At 75.2% G+C, this 24,086-nt stretch carries 17 protein-coding genes and 2 riboswitches; of the genes, 1 reads left to right on the top strand and 16 read right to left on the bottom strand.

Going from position 1 to position 24,086, the window contains the following annotated elements; translation table 11 throughout:
• Positions 1-164: 164 nt before the first annotated feature.
• From BUE43_RS31460 to BUE43_RS31420, 9 genes are all read right to left on the bottom strand, one after another.
• Positions 165-983, bottom strand: coding sequence for a FadR/GntR family transcriptional regulator (locus BUE43_RS31460; RefSeq protein WP_083960360.1), 819 nt, complete (start codon positions 981-983; stop codon positions 165-167).
• 142 nt (positions 984-1,125) lie between these two features.
• Positions 1,126-2,394, bottom strand: coding sequence for a serine hydroxymethyltransferase (glyA, locus tag BUE43_RS31455; protein ID WP_073489992.1), 1,269 nt, complete (start codon positions 2,392-2,394; stop codon positions 1,126-1,128).
• Between the two features lie 51 nt (positions 2,395-2,445).
• Entirely contained in the window at positions 2,446-2,826 is a 381-nt protein-coding gene (gcvH, locus tag BUE43_RS31450; RefSeq protein WP_073489991.1) for a glycine cleavage system protein GcvH, read from the bottom strand.
• Positions 2,827-2,931: 105 nt separating this feature from the next.
• On the bottom strand, positions 2,932-4,071 hold the full coding sequence (gcvT, locus tag BUE43_RS31445) for a glycine cleavage system aminomethyltransferase GcvT (RefSeq protein WP_073489990.1): 1,140 nt from the start codon (positions 4,069-4,071) through the stop codon (positions 2,932-2,934).
• 49 nt (positions 4,072-4,120) lie between these two features.
• Positions 4,121-4,226: riboswitch (glycine riboswitch) on the bottom strand.
• Positions 4,227-4,323, bottom strand: a riboswitch (glycine riboswitch). It abuts the riboswitch before it with no gap.
• A gap of 569 nt (positions 4,324-4,892) precedes the next feature.
• Positions 4,893-5,702 carry a DUF4231 domain-containing protein gene (locus BUE43_RS31440; protein WP_200797739.1) on the bottom strand — a complete coding sequence of 270 codons (810 nt, stop codon included), beginning with the start codon at positions 5,700-5,702 and terminating at the stop codon, positions 4,893-4,895.
• 175 nt (positions 5,703-5,877) lie between these two features.
• Positions 5,878-6,642, bottom strand: coding sequence for a 3-oxoacyl-ACP reductase (locus BUE43_RS31435; RefSeq protein ID WP_073489989.1), 765 nt, complete (start codon positions 6,640-6,642; stop codon positions 5,878-5,880).
• Positions 6,643-6,644: 2 nt separating this feature from the next.
• Positions 6,645-8,009, bottom strand: coding sequence for an aldehyde dehydrogenase family protein (locus BUE43_RS31430; RefSeq protein WP_073489988.1), 1,365 nt, complete (start codon positions 8,007-8,009; stop codon positions 6,645-6,647).
• Complete coding sequence (locus BUE43_RS31425) at positions 8,006-8,803, bottom strand: gamma-glutamyl-gamma-aminobutyrate hydrolase family protein (protein WP_073489987.1); 798 nt, start codon at positions 8,801-8,803, stop codon at positions 8,006-8,008. The genes BUE43_RS31430 and BUE43_RS31425 overlap by 4 nt, the downstream gene beginning before the upstream one ends.
• A gap of 19 nt (positions 8,804-8,822) precedes the next feature.
• Positions 8,823-10,187, bottom strand: a complete 1,365-nt coding sequence (locus tag BUE43_RS31420) for a glutamine synthetase family protein (RefSeq protein ID WP_234996027.1) — start codon at positions 10,185-10,187, stop codon at positions 8,823-8,825.
• A 363-nt stretch (positions 10,188-10,550) separates the two neighbouring features.
• Here BUE43_RS31420 and eat point away from each other — a divergent pair, with 363 nt between their 5' ends.
• Positions 10,551-11,999 (top strand): ethanolamine permease, encoded by a 1,449-nt coding sequence (gene eat / locus BUE43_RS31415; RefSeq protein WP_073489986.1) that lies wholly within the window; start codon positions 10,551-10,553, stop codon positions 11,997-11,999.
• 85 nt (positions 12,000-12,084) lie between these two features.
• On the opposite strand, the gene BUE43_RS34515 is transcribed toward eat, so the two are convergent.
• The 7 genes from BUE43_RS34515 to BUE43_RS31380 form a co-directional block, all read right to left on the bottom strand.
• Positions 12,085-12,252 carry a hypothetical protein gene (locus tag BUE43_RS34515; RefSeq protein WP_159447824.1) on the bottom strand — a complete coding sequence of 56 codons (168 nt, stop codon included), beginning with the start codon at positions 12,250-12,252 and terminating at the stop codon, positions 12,085-12,087.
• A 166-nt stretch (positions 12,253-12,418) separates the two neighbouring features.
• The gene (locus BUE43_RS31410) at positions 12,419-13,360 is read right to left on the bottom strand and encodes a hydroxymethylglutaryl-CoA lyase (protein WP_073489999.1); all 942 of its coding nucleotides are present in this window, start codon (positions 13,358-13,360) and stop codon (positions 12,419-12,421) included.
• A 129-nt stretch (positions 13,361-13,489) separates the two neighbouring features.
• Positions 13,490-14,161, bottom strand: a complete 672-nt coding sequence (locus tag BUE43_RS31405) for a TetR/AcrR family transcriptional regulator (protein ID WP_073489985.1) — start codon at positions 14,159-14,161, stop codon at positions 13,490-13,492.
• Positions 14,162-14,203: 42 nt separating this feature from the next.
• On the bottom strand, positions 14,204-14,596 hold the full coding sequence (locus tag BUE43_RS33915; RefSeq protein WP_143174515.1) for a hypothetical protein: 393 nt from the start codon (positions 14,594-14,596) through the stop codon (positions 14,204-14,206).
• A gap of 308 nt (positions 14,597-14,904) precedes the next feature.
• Entirely contained in the window at positions 14,905-16,545 is a 1,641-nt protein-coding gene (locus BUE43_RS31390; RefSeq protein ID WP_073489982.1) for a PfaD family polyunsaturated fatty acid/polyketide biosynthesis protein, read from the bottom strand.
• Complete coding sequence (locus tag BUE43_RS31385; RefSeq protein WP_073489981.1) at positions 16,542-16,802, bottom strand: hypothetical protein; 261 nt, start codon at positions 16,800-16,802, stop codon at positions 16,542-16,544. Before BUE43_RS31385 ends, BUE43_RS31390 begins: the two co-directional genes overlap by 4 nt.
• Before the next feature lie 70 nt (positions 16,803-16,872).
• Entirely contained in the window at positions 16,873-23,517 is a 6,645-nt protein-coding gene (locus BUE43_RS31380) for a type I polyketide synthase (protein WP_083960358.1), read from the bottom strand.
• Positions 23,518-24,086: the final 569 nt, after the last annotated feature.

Below are 24,086 nucleotides of genomic sequence, written 5' to 3'. Positions count from 1 at the left end.
CTCTACCACCATCCGGCAGGAGCTTGGTTCGCGGCTCTCCAGCGCTCCGGCCCCCGTTTCGGAGTCCGTTCCGCGCTGACCTGGAGAAATTTACGCACCGGACCGGAGAAGGTCAAATCGGCTGGTCAGAGGGGGTGCGGCGATCGAAAGCCACCCCGGGCGCGCTAGCTCAGGAAGCCCCGCAGCAGGGACGCGGTGCCGGCGAGGTGCTCGGCCATCGCCGCGCGGGCGGCCGCGGGATCGCCGGCGAGGATCGCGGCCACGATCCGCTCGTGCTGCTCCCGCGAGTGCTCGATGTTCCGCTCCAACAACGGGATCGCGTCCAACAGCTCGTTCAGCCGGGTCCGCACGTCGGCCACCGCGGAGATCAGCGAAGGCGAACCCGCCACTTCGGCGATCGCCAGGTGCAGCCGGGAGTCCCTGCGCCGGAAGGCCGTGAGGTCGGCGGAGTTCGCCTCGGCCAGGCGCGCGGTCAGGTGGTCCCGTTCGGCGGCGGTCAGCTCCCGCGCGGCCGCGGCCTCGGCGGCGCCGGTCTCCAGCACGTGCCGGAAGGTGAACACGTCCTCAAGCCCGGCCGCGCCGAGTCGCCTGGCGAGACCGCGCGCTCCCCCGCGGGTCGCGCGGGGCAACCGGTCGACGACGAAGGTCCCGCCGTGGCGACCGCGCCGGGACTCCACGTACCCGGCCTGGTGCAGGGCGCGGATGGCCTCGCGCAACGTCACACGGCTGACGTGGAGTCGGGCCGCGAGATCCCGCTCGGCGGGCAGGCGCTCGCCCGGACCGACCACGCCGAGCCGGATCGCCTGCAGCAGGCGTTCGACGGTCTCCTCGAAGGCGTTGCCGGTGCGCAGCGGCCGGAAGATGGCGTGGTTGGCGCCCAGCGACGCCTGGTCGCACGTCCGACTGCCGTCGGCATTCGCAAGGCGGCGAGCAGCGTCGACACCAGCGGAAACACGTGGATTCGCGTTGTCCCGCCTCCCCATCGCCGCCCTCCCCCCACGGGCAATGGTCTGACCGAGAAGAGATTAGGCACCGGCGCGACGGCACACGGTGATACGCCACGCAAAAGGTCCGGCGCCACGACACCGGGGGGTCGCGGCGCCGGACCAGCGGAGCCGTCGGGCGTCAGGCGCCCAGGCCGGGGTAGAGCGGGTGCTTCGCCGCGAGCGCGGACACCCGGGCGCGCAGCGCGTCCAGGTCCGGCTCCGGCTGGAGCGCGCCGGCGATCACGTCCGCGACCTCGGCGAAGTCCTCGGCGGTGAAGCCGCGGGTGGCCAGCGCCGGGGTGCCGATCCGCAGGCCGGAGGTCACCATCGGCGGCCGGGGGTCGAACGGCACCGCGTTGCGGTTGACCGTGATGCCGACGGAGTGCAGGAGGTCCTCGGCCTGCTTGCCGTCGAGCTCGGAGTCCCGCAGGTCGACGAGCACGAGGTGCACGTCGGTGCCGCCGGTGAGGACCCGCACGCCGGCCTTGGCGCAGTCGTCCTGGCCGAGCCGCTCGGCCAGGACCTTCGCGCCCTCCAGGGTGCGGCGCTGCCGGTCGGCGAACTCGGGGCTGGCCGCGACCTTGAAGGCCACCGCCTTGGCCGCGATCACGTGCTCCAGCGGGCCGCCCTGCTGACCGGGGAACACCGCGGAGTTGATCTTCTTGGCGATGGCCGCGTCGTTGCTGAGGATCACGCCGCCGCGCGGGCCGCCCAGCGTCTTGTGGGTCGTGGTGGTGACCACGTGCGCGTGCGGCACCGGGTTGGGGTGCAGGCCCGCCGCCACCAGGCCGGCGAAGTGCGCCATGTCGACCATGAGGTGGGCGCCGACCTCGTCGGCGATCCGGCGGAACTCCGCGAAGTCGAGCTGGCGCGGGTAGGCCGACCAGCCGGCGACGATCAGCTTCGGCCGGTGCTCCCTGGCCAGCCGCTCCACCTCGGCCATGTCGACCTGGTAGTCCTCCTCCGACACGTGGTAGGCCACCACGTTGTAGAGCTTGCCGGAGAAGTTGATCCGCATGCCGTGGGTGAGGTGGCCGCCGTGGGCCAGGTCCAGGCCCAGGATGGTGTCGCCCGGCTCCAGCAGGGCGAACATCGCGGCGGCGTTGGCCTGCGCGCCGGAGTGCGGCTGCACGTTGGCGAACCGGGCGCCGAACAGCGCCTTGATCCGCTCGATGGCCAGGCGCTCGACGACGTCGACGTGCTCGCAACCCCCGTAGTACCGCCGGCCCGGGTAGCCCTCGGCGTACTTGTTGGTCAGCACCGAGCCCTGCGCCTCGAGCACCGCCACCGGGGCGAAGTTCTCCGAGGCGATCATCTCCAGCGTGCCCTGCTGGCGGCGCAGCTCGGCGTCCACCGCCTCGGCGACCTCGGGGTCGAGCTCGGCGAGCGGGGCGTGCATCAGGTCCATGCGTTGCTCCTCGTCGTGGGGTGGGGTTGTCCGCCGGACGCCCTCGGCCGGTCAGTCGTCGGCACCGACCAGGGCACGGTAACCCGCGGCGTCGAGCAGGTCGGGCAGGGTGTCCACCCGCACGCGGAACAGCCAGCCCTCGCCGTAGGGGTCGTCGTTGACCAGGCTCGGGTCGTCCACGACGGCGGTGTTGACGGCCACGACCTCGCCGGAGGCCGGGGCGAACAGGTCGCTGACCGACTTGGTCGACTCGATCTCGCCGCAGCTCTCGCCCGCGGCGATCTGCTGGCCCACCTCGGGAAGCTGGACGTACACGACGTCGCCGAGGGCGGTCGCGGCGTGCGCGGTGATGCCGATCGTGGTCACGCCGTCCTCGACGGCGGTGCACCACTCGTGCTCCTCGCTGTAGCGCAGGTTCTCGGGAACGCTCATGGCTTCCTCCGTGGACTGGAGAGTGGGTATGAGTGGGACACGCCACAGCGCCGTGCGGTGGCGCGGGCGTGGAAGAGCGAGGGGTGTCGGGAGAGGCGGAGGCGCTCAGGCCTCGCGGCGGTAGAACGGCAGCGCGACGACGTCGACCGGCTCCTGGCGGCCGCGGACGTCGACAGCCAGCTCGGTGCCCGGCTCGGCCCGGTCGAGCGGGACGTAGGCCATGGCGACCGGCTTGCCCAGGGTGGGCGAGGGCGCGCCGCTGGTCACGACGCCGAGCGCGGCGCCGGTGGCGGGGTCGACGACCGGGTAGCCGGCGCGCGGGGCGCGGCGGCCCCGGCCGACCAGCCCGACGAGGGTCTCGCGCGGTCCGCTCTCGGCGCGGGCGAGCAGCGCGTCGCGCCCGACGAAGTCGCCCTTGTCGAACTTGACCACGCGGCCGAGGCCGGCCTCGAACGGCGTGCGCTCGGCGGTCAGCTCGTTGCCGTACAGCGGCATGCCGGCCTCCAGCCGGAGGCTGTCGCGGCAGGCCAGGCCGGCGGGCAGCGGGACCTCGGGGCCGCCGGCGGCGCGCAGGGCCTGCCACAGCGACTCGGCGTCGTCGGGCGAGCAGAACAGCTCGAACCCGTCCTCGCCGGTGTAGCCGGTGCGGGCGAGCAGCACGGGGTGGCCGGCCACGGTGGCCGGCGCGGACGCGTAGTACTTGAGCGAGCCGAGGTCGGCGTCGGTCAGCGGCGCGAGCAGCTCCACCGCGCGCGGCCCCTGCAACGCGACCAGCGCGTAGTCGTCGGTGGCGTCGCGCAGCTCGGTGTCGAAGCCGGCGACGCGCTCGGTCAGCGCGGCCATGACGACCGCGGTGTTCGCGGCGTTGGCGACGACCATGTACTCCTGCGCGCCGAGGCGGTAGACGATGAGGTCGTCGAGCACGCCGCCGTCGGCGTCGCAGATCATCGTGTAGCGGGCGCGGCGCACGGCGAGCTTGCCGATGTTGCCGACCAGGGCGTGGTCCAGCGCGGCGGCCGCGCCCGGCCCGGTGAGGACGAGCTCGCCCATGTGGGACAGGTCGAACAGACCGGCGGCGTTGCGCACCGCGTGGTGCTCGGCCAGCTCGCTGGTGTAGCGCAGCGGCATCGACCAGCCGGCGAAGTCGGTCATCGACGCGCCGAGCGCGACGTGCACCGCGTGCAGCGGCGTGGGCCGGGACTGGTTCCGGCGCGGCGTGTCGGCGCCGGACACGTCTTCGGACATGGAGGCTCCCTCGTTACGTGCCGGTCCGTCGCCGGCATGCCTGGGTCGGCCTCCCCGCTCTGTCATGGACCTGAGAGCTTCACCGCGCCCGGGGGCGGGTTTGCACCGTGGGTGAGGGCGCGGGCACGCCCGCACACCTGCTTTCCAGAGTTCGCCTCGCCCGAACGGTTGGTGGTGCCTGAGAGTTTCCAGGGAGTGGTTGCTCCTTCGGCGCCCCCGGTCGTCGCCGGAGGTCTCTCCCGCCCGGGCTCGAACGGCGCTGTGTTCGGTTGTGTGGCCCGCAGCATACGCAAGGCCGACCGGAGCGCATACCCCAACGGGTGAACCGGGCGCGCCGCGGCGACTCGCGGGGGTGCGGCGGCCCCGGTGCTGGTCGGCGCCGGGGCCACCCGGGGCTCGACGGCTCAGCCGCCGATCTCGTGGGCGCGGAGGACGGTCCGGTCGAGCGAGTCGCCGTCCGCGTCCGGGGCCACGCCCCGGTACTGCTGGTCAGGGCCGGGCCGCCAGGTCGCTCCGGTGCGCCGACCCGGGGAACGCTGGTGCCCGGGGAGGCGGAGAACCAGGCGTGAGCCTCACGTTGCGCGGACCGCCGCCGGCGCACTCCCGCACCTCACCGCGTGGACCGGCGGCCCGAGCGAGAAGAACCCGTCATGATCGCCGGCGCCGCGGAGGACACCGGGCGCACGGGCGTGAGTTGTGCCTCCCGGACGGCCGGGATCCAGATCACAGGGGAGAAACGTGTTGCCGCACAACGAGAAGCGACCCTGACGCTCAGGAACGTCAGGGTCGCTTCGGGTGTGGGCGGGGAGGTGGCGGTCGCCTCAGCTCGCCTTGTGGGCCTGGGCGGGAGAGCTCTGCTCCAGTTGGAGCTCGCGTTTCCGCTGCTCCTCCTTGAGGTCCTCGACCTTCAGGGCAAACTTCCGCAACGCCTGCTCCTCCGAGCAGCCGTCGTACTGGTCGATCCTCAGCTCGGCAGCCACGTACTCCTTCTCGATCGCGTCCGCGGTCTGCTGCTGGTTGAAGCTCCGCTCGCGGTACTTGAAGTAGCCGGTGAAGCCCGCGGAAACGCTCACCAGCGCGGCGGTGACGACGGCCGCCCAGCGGAACCACGGCTCTTCGAGCCCGGCGCTCGTCAGGCTGGTGACGATGATCGACCCCAGGATGATGATCCCCTGGAAGAAGTTGTGCACGCGGCGGTTGCGGCGGGCCTGCGCGCGGTAGTCGTCCGCGTCCTCCAGCGACTCCACCCGGTAGATCCGCAGGGCGGTGAGCGGGTCGGACTCCCCGGCCGCCGTGAGTTCCGTCCGCAGGTTCTCCAGCTCCAGCAGCTCGTACCGGAGCGACGCGAGTCGCGGTCGCATCCCGAGCACGCGGTGGGCCGCGAAGGCCGCTGAGACCAGGCCCGCGAGCAGGCCGACGTAGCTGAACGGCAGGGGGTGGGACCGCCAGATGCCGACGACGGTCGCCCAGCCGAGCACCCCGCAGACGGCGAGGCTCGCGACCAACCAGACGGCGCGCAGGCGCAGTGCCACCCGGAGCTCGCTGAGCTGGGTCTCCTTCGCGTCCAGCTTCTTCGCGTTGTCCCGCTTCCGCGCCTCGATCTCGCCGGCACCCGTGCCAACCCCAGCCATGCCAATCCCTTCCCCGCGCCGAGAACGGCTGCCACGTCACTCTTCACCGCCACTCTGGACGCGGTGGGCAGCAACATCAACCACAGGAAGCAGAACGCGCCCCTGACACGGGAGAGCGTGTCAGGGGCGCCGGGTGGTCGACGGGAGTTCTGGGCCGCCAGCGGGCCGCGACTGTCTACAGTGGAGTGACGTAGGCGCCGGAGATGCCGCCGTCGACGAGGAAGGTCGACGCGGTGACGAACGAGGCGTCGTCGCTGGCGAGGAAGGCCACCGCGCCCGCGATCTCCTCCGGCTTCGCGAACCGGCCCATCGGCACGTGCACCAGACGGCGTGCCGCCCGCTCCGGGTCCTTGGCGAACAGCTCCTGGAGCAGCGGGGTGCTCACCGGCCCCGGGCACAGGGCGTTGACCCGGATGCCCTCGCGGGCGAACTGCACGCCCAGCTCCCGGCTCATGGCGAGCACCCCGCCCTTCGAGGCGGTGTAGGAGATCTGCGAGGTGGCCGCGCCCATCACCGCGACGAAGGAAGCGGTGTTGATGATCGATCCCCTGCCCTGCCGCCGCATGTGCGGGATGGCGTGCTTGCAGCACAGGTAGATGGAGGTGAGGTTGACCTCCTGCACCCGGCGCCACGCCTCCAGCCCGGTGTCGAGGATCGAGTCGTCCTCGGGCGGGGAGATGCCGGCGTTGTTGAAGGCGACGTCGACCGAGCCGTACTCGTCGACGGCCGCCAGGAACAGGGCCTCGACCTCGGCCTCGTCGCTGACGTCGACGCGCACGAAGAGGCCGTCGACCTCGCTGGCCGCCGCCTTGCCGGTCTCCTCGTCGATGTCGGCGCACACCACGCGCGCGCCCTCGGCCGCCAGGCGCCTGGCGCTGGCCCGCCCGATCCCGCTGCCGGCGCCGGTGACGACGGCGACGCGGCCCTGTAGACGCTGCATGGTCACTCCTCGGTCGCGATGAACACGTTCTTGGTCTCGGTGAACGCGGCGAGGGCGTCCGGCCCCAGCTCCCGGCCCAGGCCGGACTGCTTGACGCCGCCGAAGGGCGTCCAGTAGCGGACCGACGAGTGCGAGTTGACCGAGAGGTTGCCGGCCTCCACCGCCCTGGCCACCCGCAGCGCGCGCCCCACGTCCCTGGTCCACACCGAGCCGGCCAGGCCGTACTCGGTGTCGTTGGCGACGCGGACCGCGTCGGCCTCGTCCTCGAACGGCAGCACGGAGACGACCGGCCCGAAGACCTCCTCCCGCCAGCTCCGCTCCGCGCCCGTCTCGGCGAGCAGAACCGTTGGCGGGTACCAGAATCCGGGGCCGTCCGGGCACTGCCCACGGAACGCGACCCTGCTTTCGTCCACATAGGACGCGACGGTGTCGCGGTGAGCGGCGGAGATCAGGGGCCCCATCTCGGCGGTCTCGCGCGTCGGATCCTCGACGCGGACGGCGGCGACCGCGGGCTCCAACAACTCCAGGAAACGGTCGTGAACGCGGCGTTGCACGAGGATTCGGGAGCGCGCGCAGCAGTCCTGGCCGGCGTTGTCGAACACGCCGTAGGGGGCGGCGGCCGCCGCGCGCTCCAGGTCCGCGTCGGCGAACACGATGTTGGCGCTCTTGCCGCCCAGCTCCAGGGTCACCCGCTTCACCCGCTGCGCGGCGGCGGCCATGATCTGCTTGCCCACCACTGTGGAGCCGGTGAAGCAGATCTTGCGGACGTCCGGGTGCTCGACGAGCCGACTGCCCACCACCGAGCCCCGGCCGGGCACCACCTGGAAGACCCCGTCGGGGATTCCGGCCTCCCTCGCCAACTCGCCGAGCCGGACGGCGGTCAACGGGGTCAGCTCGGCGGGTTTGAGCACCACGGTGTTGCCGGCGGCCAGCGCGGGCGCGAAGCCCCACGCCGCGATCGGCATCGGGAAGTTCCACGGCACGATCACCCCGACCACGCCGACCGGTTCCGCGAAGGTGACGTCCAGCCCGCCGGGCACGGGGATCTGCCGGCCGAACAGCCGTTCCGGCGCGGCGGCGTAGTAGTGCAGCACGTCGCGGACGTTGCCGGCCTCCCAGCGGGCGTTGCCGATCACGTGGCCGGCGTTGCGCACCTCCAGCGCGGCCAGCTCCTCGCGGTGCGCGTCGACCAGGTCGGCGAACCGCCGCAGCAACCGGGCCCGGTCCCCCGGCGCCACCGCGCGCCACGCGGGGAACGCCGCGACCGCGGCGGCGATCGCCGCGTCGGCCTCCTCGGCGGTCGCCATCGGCACCGCCGCGACCACCTCCCCGGTGGCCGGGTTGATCACGTCGTGGGTCGGGGTCACCGGTTCTCCCTCCTGCTCGCGTGTCTCCCCGCCGCCCTGACGAGCGCGGCGAACAACCGCAGCGCCGGGCTCCCGGCGTCCGTGCCGCCGCCCGCCGGCGCGCGGGCCGCGTCGGCTGACGCCTCGGCCTGCTCGGCCTCCTCGGCGTCCTGCTCCGGGTGCCACTGCACCCCGACGACGAACTCCCGGCCGGCGTCCTCCACGGCCTCGACCGTGCCGTCCTCGGCCCACGCCACGGGTGTCAGGCCGGCGCCGAGCCGTGCGACGGCCTGGTGGTGGTAGCAGGAGACCAGGCAGCGCCGGCCGACCCGCCGGGCCAGCCCGCTGCCCTCGGCGACCCGCACGGCGGTGCGGCCGAACTCCGCGGGCGCCCGCTGGTGCTGGACGTGGCCCACGTCCTCGGGCAGGTGCTGCCGGAGCGTCCCGCCGTAGCCGACGTTGAGCAGCTGCATCCCCCGGCAGACGCCGAGCACCGGGAGGTCGCGGTCGAGGGCCTGCCGCAGCAGCCCCAGCTCCCACGCGTCCCGCTCCGGTCGGGTCGCGGTGGTGCGGGGGTCGGGTGTGGCTCCGTAGGTGGCGGGGTCGACGTCCGCGCCGCCGGCCAGCACCAGGCCGTGAACCGTCGCCACCGCGTCGGCGGCGCCGCTCGTCAGGGGTGGCAGCAACACCGGGAGCCCGCCGGCCCGCAGGACGACCTCGGTGTAGGAGCGGGGAAGCAGGTCGGCGCGTCGACGCCACACGCCCCAGCTCGCCACCTCGGAGTAGGTGCTGATCCCGATCACCGGCCGGGACACGGGTACGCCGTCCGGCGTGTCACAGCCGCTCGAAGCCACGACGGCGCTCCCAGTCGGTGACGGCCGCGGCGAAGGCGTCGATCTCGACTCTCGCCGCGTTGAGGTAGTGCTCCACCACGTCGTCGCCGAACGCGGCTCGCGCGATCTTGCTGTCGCCGAACAGCCGGGCGGCCTCCGGCAGGGACCCCGGCACTCTCGGCCGGTCCCCGGCGTAGGCGTTGCCGTCGCACGCCGCGCCCAGGTCCAGTTCCCGCTCGATGCCGTGCAGTCCGGCGGCGATCATCGCGGCGACCGCGAGGTAGGGGTTGACGTCGCCGCCGGGCACCCGGTTCTCCACCCGCAGCGAGGGCCCCTGACCCACCACGCGCAGCGCGCAGGTGCGGTTGTCGCGGCCCCACGCCACGGCGGTGGGCGCGAAACTGCCCGCGGCGAAACGCTTGTAGGAGTTGACGTTCGGGGCGAACAGCAGGGTGAGCTCGGGCAGACAGGCCAGCAGCCCGGCCACGAACCACTCCATCACCGGCGAGAAGCCGTGCTCGCGGTCCCCGGCGAGCACCAGGTCGCCGTCGGCGCTCCGCAGGCTGAGGTGGATGTGGCAGGAGTTCCCCTCGCGCTCGTCGTACTTGGCCATGAACGTGAGGCTCATGCCCTCCTGCGCCGCGATCTCCTTCGCGCCGGTCTTGTACACCACGTGGTTGTCGCAGGTGGTCAACGCGTCGGTGTACCGGAAGGCGATCTCGTGCTGGCCGAGGTTGCACTCCCCCTTGGCCGACTCGACGTACATGCCGGCGCCGGCCATGCCCGTGCGGATGCGCCGGAGCAACGGCTCGACGCGCCCGGTGCCCAGCATCGAGTAGTCCACGTTGTACTGGTTCGCCGGCGTCAGATCCCGGTAGTCGCGACGCCACGCGTCCTCGTAGGTGTCGCGGAAGACGATGAACTCCAGTTCGGTGCCGGCGAGCGCGACCCAGCCCCGCTCGGCCAGCCGGTCGAGCTGGCGGCGCAGCACCTGGCGCGGCGAGGCGACGACCGGGCTGCCGTCGGTCCACGTCAGGTCGGCCAGGACCAACGCGGTCGCCTCGTGCCACGGGACCACCCGCAGCGTGCCGAGGTCCGGCCGCAGCACGAAGTCGCCGTACCCGCGATCCCAGGAGGACATCGCGAAACCGCCGACGGTCCCCATGTCGACGTCGACCGCGAGCAGGTAGTCGCACGCCTCCGCGCCGTGCGCCAGCACCTCCTCCAGGAAGTACCGCGCGGACAACCGCTTTCCCTGCAAGCGGCCCTGCATGTCGGTCATGGCCAGCAACACGGTGTCGACGCGTCCGCCGTCGACCGCCGCCCGCAGCCCCTCGACGTCGAGCACACCCTCGGACCGCCCCACGCCCGCGCCTCCCGATGTCGCCGGCCGACGCCGGCTCAGCGTCGGCCCCGTGTTGGCCCCGTGTCGGCCGAATGGGTCACGAACAGACCTTTGGTGCCGCCGGATGCAAGCAGCCGGCGACACCGGTGTCAACACCCCCGACGCGGCGGACGCCGGGAAGTCCTGTCCCCGCAAGGGGTCCCGCCAGGGGTTCCCATCAGGGGGAGGTCCCCGGTCCGACCCTTGACAGCGACCGGCCCCGGCACAACCCTCTTCGCCCATCCGGCTGAATGATCAGCCACTGACCCGATTCCGGCCCGTCGCCGAGCAGAGTCGACGCGGGGGCGCGCCGGCGGACGGGCGACCCGGCGGACGGAGGGGCGCGTGAACGACGACCGACCACACTCCCGGAACGTCGGCTACCAGCGGGTGGACGCCGGCTACCTGGACCGCAGGCGGCTGCGCCGGGGTGCGGCCGGCTGGGTGCTGCTGGCCGGGCTCGGCGTGTCGTCGGTGATCTCCGGCGACTTCGCCGGCTGGAACTTCGGGCTGGCCCACGGCGGGTGGGGCGGCCTGCTCGTCGCCACGGCCCTGATGGCCACCATGTACACCTGCATGGTGTTCGGCCTGGCCGAGCTGGCCTCCGCGATGCCGGTGGCCGGCGCCGGCTACGGCTTCGCGCGCCGCGCGCTGGGCCCGCTCGGCGGTTTCGCCACCGGCACGGCCATCCTCGTCGAGTACACCATCGCGCCCGCCGCGATCGCCGTGTTCATCGGCGGCTACGTGGAGGCGCTGGGCCTGTTCGGACTCACCAACTCCTGGCCGGTGTACCTGGCCTGCTACGCGATCTTCGTCGGGGTCCACCTGCGCGGGGTCGGCGAGGCGCTGCGGCTGGTGTTCGCGGTCACCGCGGTCGCGGTCGTCGCGCTGGTGGTGTTCGTGGTCGGCATGGCACCCCGGTTCGACCCGGGCCGGCTGTTCGACATCCCGCCCACCGACGCGGCCGGCGCGAGCCCGTTCCTGCCGTTCGGCGTCACCGGGGTGTTCGCCGCGCTGGTGTACGGGATCTGGTTCTTCCTCGCCGTGGAGAGCGTCCCGCTGGCCGCCGAGGAGACCCGCGACCCGGGCCGCGACCTGCCGCGCGGGATCGTGGCCGCCACGGTGGTGCTGCTGGGGCTCGCGGCGCTCATCCTCGTGGTGGCGCCCGGCGCGGCCGGGTCGGCGGCGATCGCCCGCTCGGACAACCCGTTGCCGCACGCGGTGGTCGTCGCCTCCGGTGGCGTCACGCCGCTGTCCCAGTTCGTCAACCACGTGGGGCTGGCCGGACTGGTCGCCAGCTTCTTCTCGATCATCTACGCGTACTCCCGGCAGCTCTTCGCCCTGTCCCGCGCGGGATACCTGCCGAGGTGGCTGTCCCTCACCGGGCGCCGGCGCACGCCGTACACCGCGTTGCTCGTGCCGGGGACGGTCGGGTTCCTCCTCGCGGCGTGCGTCGGGGACGGCGAGCGGCTGATCAACGTCGCGGTCTTCGGCGCCACGCTGTCCTACGTCCTGATGACGTTGTCGCACATCGTGTTGCGCGTCCGCGAGCCGGACCTGCCGCGCCCGTACCGCACGCCGGGCGGAATCGTCACCACGGGCGTGGCCCTGGTCCTGGCGGTGGCCGCCGTGATCGCCACGTTCCTGGTGGATCCGACCGCGGCGCTGGTCACCGCGGGGATCGTCGTGGTCGCGCTGGCGTACTTCTGGTTCCACAGCCGGCACCGCCTGGTGGCCGACGCGCCCGAGGAGGAGTTCGCGGCCGTGGCGCGCGCCGAGCGCGACCTCGCCTGAGATCCCGCCCGGGGACGGCCGGGTCGGCGGGGGAAGGCTGGGACGGCGCCGCGCGGCGCGAACGGGGTGAACAGGGCGGGTCGGGTCAGTTCGGGCCGTCCCAACTGTCGATCATGGCCGCGAGCACCCGGTCGGTCAGCCCCTGCGGCACACCGTCGGCCCGGTCGAGGACGTCGTCCAGGCGCAGCACCAGTTCGACGCGTGACTTGGCGCGGTCCCACTCGGGCCGCGGTGGGGGGACTTCGGACAGCACGCTGTTCTCCTCCGAGGGTGGGAATGCGATCTCCACCATCCAGACGCGCCAAGCCCCCCGCCATGACGCGTGAGAACGATCCCATGTTTCCCCGGTGGACCCAAGTCACGAGTGCCGCTCGGCCAGCGCCGACAGCACCGGCCGGCGAGCCGGCGAGCCGACCCGGTCAGTCGGCGCTGTCGGCGTTGGCCAACGCCCGCACGACGCGGGACGGGCTCGGCCGGCCGAGCCGCTCGGCCATCCACACGCTGGTCGCCACCAGCGCCGCCAGGTCCACCCCGTGCTCGACGCCCAGCCCGTCGAGCATCCACACGAGGTCCTCGGTGGCGAGGTTCCCGGTGGCCGAGCGGGCGTAGGGGCAGCCGCCCAGGCCGCCCGCCGACGCGTCGACCGTCGTCACCCCGGACTCCAGCGCGGCGAGGGTGTTGGCCAGGGCCTGGCCGTAGGTGTCGTGGAAGTGCACCGCCAGGTCGGCGAGGTCCACCCCGGCGGCGCGGAACGCCGCGATCAGCGCCTGGACGTGCCCCGGGGTGCCGACGCCGATGGTGTCGCCCAGGGACAGCTGCTCGCAGCCCATGTCCACCAGCCGGCGGCCGACGGCGACCACCTGGTCCACGGCCACCTCGCCCTCCCACGGGTCGCCGAAGCACATGGACACGTAGCCGCGCACGGTCAGCCCCTCGGCCCGCGCCCGGCCGACCACGGGCTCGAACATGGCGAACTGCTCGTCGAGGGAGCGGTTGAGGTTGCGCCGCGCGAAGGTCTCGGTCGCGGATGCGAAGATCGCGATGTGCCGCACCCCCGCGGCCAGTGCCCGGTCCAGGCCGCGCTCGTTGGGCACCAGCACCGGGTACCGCACGCCCGGTCGCGGGGTCATGGCGGCCAGCAGCTCGTCGGCGTCGGCGAGCTGCGGCACCCACTTCGGGTGCACGAAGCTGGTCGCCTCCACCACGCCCAGGCCCGCCGCGGCGAGCCGGTCCAGGAACTCCAGCTTCACCGCCAGCGGAACCACGGTCCCCTCGTTCTGCAGCCCGTCGCGCGCGCCGACCTCCCAGATGGTCACCCGCTCCGGCAGCCCCGCGCGTCCGACCCGCTGTGGTGCCCGCATCCGCCCGACCTCCTCGTCCCCGGCCCGCTCCGCGAAGTTAACGTCCACTAACCAGTGTCGTCCAGAGCGGACCGACCCGGCCCCCGGGTTGACCTCCGTCACACCGCGACGGTCACGGGGACGGCGCGATCACGGGGACGACGCGGGCGCGGAGCCGTCGTGGTCCCGGGTCGCGGCCACGGCGGGGCCCGCGAGGAGGCTGACCTGCCGCGCGGCCCACTCCCTGCTCGGCCCGCCGTGCTCCAGCCACCAGTCCCCCGCCGCCAGCACCAGGCCGGCCACCGCGTGGCTCCACAGGTCGAGCGGACCGCCACCGCCACCGTCGCCGTCCCCGGCCATGCGCCGCCGCACCAGCTCGCGGACGACCTCGATGACCGTCGTCCGCCGGGACCCGACCGCCGGCGGCGCGCCACCCGCCTCGACGTGGACCAGGCACCGGTAGAGCTGGGTGTGCTCCTCCACCACGGCCAGGTAGGCGTGCGCGAGCTGGAACAGCCACTCCGGCGCGGGCGCGTCGGCCAACTCGTCCGGGGAGGGCAGCCGCCGGCGCAACAGGTCCATTCCCCGCTCGCACACGGCGTCGTCGAGCTCGGTCTTGTCGCGGAAGTACCGGTACAGCACGGGTTTGCTGACGCCGGCCGCACGCGCCATGTCGCCCATGCCCCAGTCGGGCCCGAGCCGCCGGATCACCCCGAGGGCCGTGTCGACCAGCGCCTCCCGCCGCGCGCGGCGGTGTTCCGACCACCGGTCGCGGCGGCCGTCGGGCCCGGAGGCCGGGGACGGGTCATCCACGCCGCGCATGTCGCGTGTCCCCCGTCTCACCGCTCGGGTCCGACCCCGGTGTCAGGTGGCCGACATCGTCAGTCCGGGCAGGCTCGCGACCGGCGCCACCCCGACCGGGTCGTCCACTTCGGACGGAGTGCGGACGGGGTGGGGCAGCAGCGGGACAGGCGGGAGCTCCGGGGTGAGGGCCACCGGTGCCAGGCCGAGGACCCGGCCGGTCACGCGCGTCGTCCGCACGGTGACTGGCCCGGCCAACGCGACCCCGAGCACCTGCGACCCGGCCCTGGGCAGGACGCGCGGAACCTGGTCGGCAGCGCAGGGTCCGGCAACCTGACGCGGGGGCGTCGGTCGGGACGGCGCGCCGGGGCCGGGTGGTTCCCGACGCCCGCCCAGCAGGAGGGACGTCGACGCCGCGACGGCCACCGCGAGGCAACACCGGCGCCTCCACGTCATGCCCGTTCGCCGGCGGTCGGCGGGTGGGCGGACCGCCACGCCCCCGCACCGCTCACCAGGGCCAACGCCATGCCCAACGGGAACCCGTTGCGGTCCTGGAGCAGCGACCGCCGCCGGAACCGGGCCCGGCGGGACGGCCCCCGACCGGAACCCGGACCACGTCCGTCCACTGTGGACGTTCTGGCGAACGGCGAGATCAGGAACACGCGTGCCGCCCGCGATCCAGCGCCAACCGCATCCTGGGCAGCCGCTCCGCCACCGGCCCCGCGCTCCGGTCGGCGGCGGCGCACCCGCGGGACGCCCCGGGATCAGCCATAGGTCCGGCCGTTGCGCGCGGCCGTCGCCGGTCGGTCCTGCGGCCGCGCCGGCGGGCTGAGGCGGTAGGTCGCGCAGACCTCGGGCAGGCGCAGGCCGGCCAACCGGAGCTGGGCCACCCGCGCGTGGAAGGCCGCCCCGCGCATGACGTGCCGCGCCACCTCGGCGACCCGCCGGTTCGGCAGGGGTTCGAGCACGGTGCCCCGCACCCAGTCGTTGAACGCGCCCATCGCCGCGCCGCAGCGGATCTGGTAGTCCTGCTCGTGCGTCGGGTCGCCGTCGACCGCCCAGCCGGCCGTCCTGGCCAGGTGCCAGCGGAAGAGCAGGGCCATGGTCTGCTTCGGGTCGCGCTCCGCGCGGTCCAGCGCGGCCGGGTCCTGCTGGCCGAGCTGGTCGCGGACCCGACGCCACGCCTGGTCCAGGCCGCACCCGAAGACCTGCGCCTCCAGCCAGCGGCGCTCCGTCGGCGCGATCTCGTGGATGGCCTCGTGGGCCAGGAACACCTGCCGCAGCCGACGCGCCCGCGCCGAGTACCGCGTCCCGTCCCGCAGCACCGGGACCACCGCGCCGTCCTCGAAACCCGTCGCGCAGGGCGCCAGCTCGCAGCTACCGACGCCCGCCCTGGCGAGCAGCCGCTTGACCGCGTCGGAGGTGGCCGCCTCCACACAGGACTGGTTCACCGAGCCGGTCACCACGTAGTCGACGCCGAGGTGGAACGCGGCCGCCGCCGCGACCGGGGTGCCGATGCCCCCCGCCACGCCGACCCCGACCGGCTCCGGGTACCCGTACCGGGCCTGGGCGCGGTCGCGCGCGGCCAGGACCGTCGGCAGCGCCACCGCCCACGGGCAGGCGTCGCCGGCCCCGTCGACCTCGACCGTGACGTCGTCGGCCATCGGCACCCTGGCGGCCAGCTCGGCCTGCTCCGGCGTGAGCTGCCCCCGCGCCACCAACGCCCCGAGCAGCGGCCCCGGCGCGGGGGCCAGGAACCGCTCGGCCGCCTCGACCCCGACGACCTTGGCCACCACCCGGTGCTCGGCCAGCACCCGCCCCTGCGGGTCCCGGCGCAGACCGGCCGCCCGGTACCGCACCAGCGCCGGGGCGAGCTGGGCGAACGCCGACGCCTCCACGCACCGCACCCCGCGCCGCAGGAACAGCTCGACCAGCGTCTCGACCTGGTCCGGCCGCCGGGCGTCGTCGTGCAGGTTCACCGCGAACGACCCGCCGGGCAGCTCGCGGCGCAGGCGGCCCACCGCCTCGTCCACCCGCGCCGGGTCGACGCCGGCGGCGCCGTAGGAGGCGAGGAACCCGGCCCTGGCCAGCGCGACGACCAGCGGCACGGAGGCGACGCCGCCGCCCATCGCGCCGGCCATGTAGGGCTGGCGCACCCCGTGCCGGCGCGGGAACTCCGCCGAGCCCAGCCGCTCCGGCGGTGTCGGCGGGCAGTAGGCGAGGACGTCCACCGGGCTCTCGGACGGCAACGCGGCGCACGCGCCGAGCCCGCGGGGGGTGCGGACGACGAAGCACGGCGCGTCCGTCGCGGCGATGATCTGCCGGATGTTCTCGATGTCGTGGTGCACGCCGCGTTGCGGCGGCACGGCGCCCGGGGTGAGCGCCGGCGGGGACGAGCTCGTCACCGGCGCTCCTCGGGCCGCCCCCACGGGCGCTGGTCGCCGCCGGCGCCGAGGCCGGCGATCAGGCGCTCCTGGATGGCCTGGTGCGCGTCGAGGGTGGCGGCGTGCGCGCGCAGCACCTGGTGGTGCAGCACCTGGATCTGGTGTGACATCGCCAGGAGGTCGTCGTGTCCCCTCGGCTCCCCACCCCCCTGGGCACGCGGGTCGTCGCCGGCGACGGCGAGCGCGTTCGTCGGGATCCCGGATTCGGGAACGGCCATCCTCAAGCACCTCACGCGACAGGAAGGATCACATCGGTCGGGACGGGCGCCGGCCGGCGCCCGTCAGAACTCAGCCGGCGGCCTCGGTCAGGGCCGGCGCCGGCGAGGGCTCGCCACTGGCCGGCCCCGCCATCGACACCCCCGTGTACCGCTGGTAGACCCGCCCGTCGGGCGCGCACGCCACGACAGTGCAGGACAGGCCGGCCGCGCCCCGGCGCACCGCGTCGACCTCCAGCACGAACGGCTGGTCGTCGGGCAGCCGGTCGAACATCTCGACGCGCTCGATCGCCACCGGCAGGCTGGACACCCCGTGGCAGCGGGCGGCCCCCAGCATCGCCGCCTGCAGGACCTGGTCGGCCAGCACCGGGCTGTGCAGCCGCCCGGCGAAGGCGCCGTGCGCCAGCGGCACGTCGCGCATCCGGCACTCCACGACCAGGCGAGTCCCGTCCTGCTCCAGCAGCCGGCCCAGACCGCGCAGGCTCGGCCCGGTCGACAGGACGTCCTCGTACCAGGCCGGCGCGCGCTCGCCGCCGAGCTCGGCCAGCCGCCGGGCCCAGGACCGCCGGACCGGGGGCGCGCTCAGCGGCCGGTCGGCCAGCCGGAACGTGCCGGCGTAGCGCGGCCAGGACCGGGCGGGCGCGTCCTCGCTGACGATCGTCACCTGGAAGGCGTTCTCCCTGGCGGGCACGGCCTCCAGCACGAACCGCGACCACTCGCCGCCGTCGCACACCACGCCCTTGTGCAGCCGGACGTCCCGGCACTCCACGACCTGCCACCCCGGGTGCGCCCGCTCCAGCACGTTGACGCACCAGCCGACGGCGGCGGCCAGCGGCAGCACCGGGCTGCCGCCGATCCCGTGGTCCTGGACGACCGGGTCGCACGCGAGCCGCTCCAGCCGGCGCTCCACCTTGATCCCGGCGAACGGCGCCGGGGCGCGCGGCGGCAGGGCGCGGGCGGCCGGGGCGACCAGCACCACCGGGCTCTCCTCGGCGTCGAACTCGGCGAGGAACCGCTCGACCCCGGCCTCCCTCGGCAGCAGCGGGACACCCCGCAGCGCGAAGCCGGCGCGGGCCCACGGCTCGACCATGCCGCCGTCCCACGGGCCCCAGTTGACGGCGGTGACCCGGCAGCCGGGGCGCCGCGCGCGCCAGGCGCAGGCCAGCCGGTTGAGCGCGGCGTTGGCCGCCGCGTAGTCGGCCTGCCCGGGGTTGCCGAACCAGCCGGCCGCCGAGCCGAACAGGACCAGGTGCCGCAGGCGCTCCTGGTCCAGCGCGGACAGGACGTTGCGCAGGCCGGTCAGCTTCACGCCCAGCACCCGCTCCACGTCGGTGGCGTTCTTGCGCGGCAGACCGGCGTCGGCCAGCACGCCGGCGCCGTGGACGACCGCGGTGACCCGGTGGGCGTGCGGCCGCAGGGCGGCCTGGACCGCGGCGGCGTCGGTGACGTCCACGACGAGGTACTCGGCGCGGGCCCCGGCCGCGGTCAGCGCGGCCAACGTGCCCCGGATCTCCCTGCGGGCGCGGACGTCCCGCACCGCCTGCGCGAACCGGGCGGGGCCGAGCACCGTGCCCCTGGCCCTGAGGTGGGCCGTCAGCGCGTCGGGCAGCTCGCCGGCCGCCCGGTTGACCGCCCACTCGGGCTCCTCGGTCAGCTCGGTGCGCCCGAGCACCAGCACCGAGCAGGGCTGCCGGCGCATCAGCTCGGTGACGCACCACGCGGTCACCCCGCGGCCGCCGCCGGTCACGACGAGGACGTCGTCGGCGCCCAGCGCCGGCGGGGCGGGCTCGCGCGCCGGCAGCGGGCTGGGCACGGCGGTGACGGTGCGCCGGCGCGCCCCGTCCAGCGCCACCTCGACCACGTCCCGCGCGACGTCGTCGAGCTCGGCGACCACCAGTCGCGCGGCCTCGTCGGCGGGCAGTGTCGGGGCGAGGTCCAGCGCCCGGCAGAACAGCGCCGGCGCCTCCAGGGCCAGCGTCCGCACCAGCCCGGACACCCCGCCGACCAGCGAGGAGTTGGCGGCCGAGCCGGTGTAGCCGAGCGCCCCGTCCAGCCGGGTCACGGTCACGAACGCGGCGCGGCGGCCGGCGCCGGCGGTCGCGGTCAACGCCCGCAGCACGTGCTTGGCGGTCAGCACCGCGTGCGTGAGCCGGGGCACCGCGTGCTCGTCGTCGGCGACGATCGGCAGCACGCACAGGTCGACGCCCTGCCCGGGCAGGACTCCGGCCAGCGTCGCGGTGAGCGAGTCCTCGCTCCAGTCCCCGAGCCGCACCGCCTCCGGGTCCTCGACCGGGACGCCGGGCAGGGCGAGGACGCGCACCCGCCACCCCCGCTCCCGCAGCGCCCTGGCCAGCGCCGGCGGCAGGTCGGAGCCGTCGGCGACCACCATGGCGATCCGCTCGGTCCGGAACGCGCCGGCCAGCGCGTCGATCTCGGGCAGCTCGACGAGCCCGACGCGGGACCGGAGGATCTCCTGCGGCTTCGCGGTGGGCGACGCGGTGCTCTGGAGCAGCAGGCGCGGCAGCCGCAGCGCGTCCCCGACCGTGCGGAACGCGGTGAGGTGGGCCGTGGGCGTGGCGCTCTGGTCGAGCCGGACCGGGAGGCGTCGCCAGACCTCGCCGAGGACGCGCACCCGGTCGAGCGAGTCGAGCCCCAGGTCGGCCTCCAGGTCCAGGTGCGGTTCGAGCGTCCGCGGGTCGCGGCCGGCGCGCTCGGCGATCAGTTGCCGCAGCCGGGCGACGAGGTCCTGCTCGTCCGGGCCGGTTCCGCCGGCCTCCCGGCGCTGCCGGGGCCCGGTCGCGGGCGGGCGGGCCGCCGGTGGCGCGGCGGGTGGGGGCCCGGCGGGTGGGGTCTGGGACGACGTCGGCGGCGGCGTCTGAGGCGGGGCCTGCGGTGGGGTCGCGGGTGCGGCGCCCGCGGGGAGGGCCGCCGGTCGGACCGGCCGGTTCGGTGGCGGCACGGCGTGCCGCGGGGTGGCGGCGACGCCGGCCGCGTTGGCCGCGTTGGCAACGTTGTTCTCGGCAGGGGCGGGGACGCCGGGGTCCTGCCGGGCCTCGTCGGCCCCGGGCCTGGGCGCGGCGGGAGCCGGGCCGGTCGGGACGCCGGGGTCGGCGACGCGAGCGGCGGGGGCGGCGGCAGCGCCCGGCGCTCCGGTGGCGCCGCTGGTGCCGGTGGCCTCGGCGTTCAGCCGGAGCAGCGCCGCCAACGCCTCGTTCGCCCTGATGTGGGCCTCGCCCAACGCCAGGCTGTGGTCGCGCAGGGCGGTGACGCCCTCGGCGAGCCCCGCGGTGTCGAGCGAGCGGGTGAGCAGCGACCCGAGCCGTTCGGCCACCCGGAGCTGACCGTCCAGGTAACGCCGGTGCAGCGCCAGGTGGTCGGCGGCGATCCGGGCGAGGTCCGGGGTGGGGTCGGCCGGCTGGCCGGCCGCCGCCGCTGGCTCCGGCTCGGGAGGCGCGACCGCGTCGCTCTCGCTCGTGGTGCGCCACGTGGCCACCGGCTCCGCCGGCCGCGCGGCCCCGACGACCCGCTGGACCGGGGCCGGGGCGCGGTCCGCGACCGACGTGGTGGCGGCGGCGTCCGGCGGGACCGTCCACTGGGGCAGCCCGGCCGCCCGCTCCACGGCGGTCCCGGTGGCGGCCCCGGTCGCGGTGCCGTCAGCGCCCGCCCCGGGTTCCCGCCCGGCCTCGGCGCGCCGCCGGAGCACGACGGCCGACGGCGACGGCGTGCGGCGCTCCGGCGCGGGGGCCAGGTAGCGGTTGAGGTCGGCCAACGGCTGCCCGAGCAGGGCGAGCTGGAGGCCGGCGCGCTTGAGCTGGACGTCGGAGTCCTGGTCGGGGCCGCCGTCGGTGGCGACCGCGACGACGCCCCGGTCGCCCAGCGTGCGCTCCACCAGCCGGGTGAGCGCCTGGCCCGGGCCGAACTCGACGAAGACCCGGAAGCCGTCCCGGTGCATCTCCTCCAGCCGGCCGGCGAAGTCCACCGGGTGCCGAAGCTGCTCGACGAGCACCCGCCGGGTCGCCTCGACGTCCTCGCCGTAGCGGGCGCCGCGCGTGTTGGCGTACACCGGGACGCGGGGCGGGCGGAACGCGGCGGCGGCCACCGCCGCGGCGAACTCGTCGACGGCGTGCTGGACGTGGGCGGTGTGGAACGCGGCGGCCGCCGGCAGCACCCTGGCGAAGATCCGCTGGTCGGCGCAGGAGGTGACGAAGGCGTCGACGGCCAGCGTGGGGCCGCCGACCACGAGCTGGTCGGGGGCGTCGTAGTGGCACACCACCAGGTCCGGGTGCGCGGCGAGCAGGGTGTCGACGGCGGCGGCGGGGGCGCGCACCATCGCCATCGCGCCGGGGTCGCGGCCGTTGTCGACCTGCGGCGCCATCGCCCGGCCCCTGGCCACGGCGAGCTGGAAGAACGTCTCGTCGTCGAGGCAGCCGGCCGCCCACAACGCGGTCAGCTCGCCGAAGCTGTGGCCCAGCAGGCCCTGCGGCCGGAAGCCACACACCGTGAGGAACCGGTACTGGCCCAGTGCCACCGCGCCGATCGCCGGCTGCGCGTACTCGGGCCGCCGCAACAGCTCCTCGGCCCGCGCCCTGGCCTCCTCGCCGGCGGCGCCGACGACCCCCGCCACCGGCGGCGGGAACACGACGCCGGCCAGGGTCGGCCCGGTCGTGAACCGCTGGTTGACCGCGTCGAACGCGGCGCGCGCCGGCGGGACCGCGAGCACCGCGGTCCGGGCCATGCCGACGTACTGGCTGCCCTGGTCGGCGAACAACGCCGCCACCCGCGCCGACTCGGGCAGACCCGACGGGCGCAGGTGCACCCCGCGCCGGTGCTGCCACGGGGTGCCGCCGTCCCACTCCCGGAGCCGGTCGAGCAGCAGGGCGCGCAGTTCGGCGAACTCGGCGGGGTCCCGGGAGACGAACCCGGCCCGGAGGCGGTCCTCGGGCACCGGGGTGGTCGTGCTCAGCCCCGGGCCCTCGGCCACCGCCGCGCGCAGCGACGCCACGTCCGGCGCGTGCCAGAGGTGGACGCGGGCGCAGGCGTGGGAGACCTGGAGCAGGCCGGCCGACGGCTCGTGCTCGTCGAGCACGACGTGGAAGGAGGCGCCCCCCGCGCCGAAGGCGGACACGGCGGCCCGGCGCACCGGTCGGCGCGGGTCGCCGATCCACGGCCGGGTCTCGGTGTTGACGTAGAGCGGGGACTCCTGGCCCAGCGCCGCCTCGGCGGGCCGGTCGACGTTGACGGTGGGCGGCAGGACCCGGTGGTGTAGCGCCAGGGCCAGCTTGACCAGCCCGGCCGCGCCGGCGGCAGCGCCGGTGTGCCCGATCTGCGACTTGACGCTGCCCACGGCGAACAACGCCGCCGGCGCCGGCGGAGCGGAGGACCCCGGCGGCGCGGGCGGGTCGGTCCGGTCGGTCCGATCGGTCCCCGAGGTCAGCGCGTGCAACGCGCGCAGCTCGATCTCGTCCTCGCCCGGCGTCCCGGTCCCGTGCGCCTCGAACAGCGCCACCGACCGGGGCGGGCAGTCCGCGTCCTCGTAGGCGCGGCGCAGGGTGACGAGCTGGCCCTCCAGGCTGGGCGCGTGGACGGTGGCCCCCCGCGCGTCGCTGCCGTGGCCCATGCCGCGGATCACCGCGTAGACCCGGTCGCCGTCCCGCTCGGCGTCGGCGAGGCGTTTGAGCGCCACCATGCCAACGCCCTCGCCGAGCAGCGTGCCGTCGGCGTTGGCGTCGAACGGGCGGACGACCTGGGTGGCCGACAGGGTGGGGGCGGCGCCCGGTCCGGCCGGCGCCGCCGGCTCCTCGGCGACGTCGCAGCCGCCGGCGATCATCAGGTCGGCCCGGCGCTCGACCAGTTCGCCGACGGCCACCCGCACCGCCGCGAGGGAGCTGGCCCCGGCCGCGTCCACGGCGCAGGCCAGGCCGCCGAGGTCGAACCGGCTGGCGATCCAGCTCGCGAGGGCGGTGTCCAGCGCGGCGTCCGTGTCCAGCGCGGTGTCGGGCGGGCGCTCCCCGGTCCGCCGGCCGTGGGTCGCCTCCGAGAAGTTCGCGGTGTCCCCGCTGTCCGGGGTGTCGGCCGTGGTCCGGGCGTCCCGCGCGGCCCGGCCGGCGGACCCGTGGCCGACCCGGTTCGCGATCTCGTCGATCCGCCGCTCGTCGAAGCCGGCCTCACGCAGGATGCCGCGCAGCACGGGGACCCTCGCCCACGCCGAGATCGCCGAGCTCACCGAGAGCTCTCCCCCGGCCCCGCCGCCCGAGCAGCCGAGGACGACGCCGGTCCGCGCCGGGTCGTACCACGGGGCCACGTCGCAGCCCGCGTCGCGCAGCGCGTCCCTGGCCACCACCAGGCTAAGCAACCGGGCGACCCCGGCCGAGGCCGCCACGTCGGCGGGCATGCCGAACTCCAGCGGGTCGAAGGTGACCTCGGGCAGGACGCCGGCGCGGCGGCGGCCGTCGGCGCCAGGTCCGCCGGGTCCGACAGCGCCGACAGCTCCGCTCTCGGCGCCGGGTTCGGGGTCCGCCGGGTTCCCCGTGTCGCCCAGGTCGCCGGGCACCCGCCACCGGGCGCCCGGCACCGCGCTCGTGCAGTCCGCGCCGGCCACGACGTTGGTCCAGAACTCGCGGACGTCCCGTGCCCCCGGGAAGACGCCCGCCACGCCGACGACGGCGACGGGGTCGCGCGCCAACCGGCGGTCAACGTGAGCCGACTCCGCTGCAGACATGGATTCCCCCGCGGTGATCAGAAGTGGCGATCAGAACACGGAACCCCGGGCGACACCGAACGGCGTCGCCATAGCATGTGCCGTTGCCTCACCGAGCTGATCGTCATCGAAGCACGCGCGACGGAAGGGGGACAACTCGGGTCGCGACGACCACCCGAAGCGGTGGCCACCCCATTCGGGACCGCCGCCGGAACCGTCGGCCGGGAATTCTCCTCCCGTTTCCGACGCCGAGGCGACCGACCCCGTTCGGTGACCGTTCGCTGATCATTGTCGAATTCGGGTGTTCCCCGTTCCCGTGACCAGGAGCGGCGGTGGACGCGGGGCGTCAGCGCCGCCGGCGAACCCCCGCCGGCCACTCGACCGAACCGTGTGACCTCGCCGAACCCTGATCGGTGGTCGGTCGCGCCGCCCACCGCCGGCCCGGCCGGCCACACTCGGCCGGGCCGTCGGGGAGACCGTCCCCGCCGCCGGGGGCGGAACGGCGCGCCGACCGCACCGGGAATGCCCGATCCCCACCACCCGACACCCCCTGATCGGGGCGGACACGGCGATTTCACCCGAAAGATCGT

The sequence above is a fragment of the Streptoalloteichus hindustanus genome, from assembly GCF_900129375.1.
Lineage (GTDB): Bacteria > Actinomycetota > Actinomycetes > Mycobacteriales > Pseudonocardiaceae > Streptoalloteichus > Streptoalloteichus hindustanus.
The sequence above is the reverse complement of the archived record's forward strand: the minus strand, read 5'-3'. Positions and strand labels throughout refer to the sequence as shown.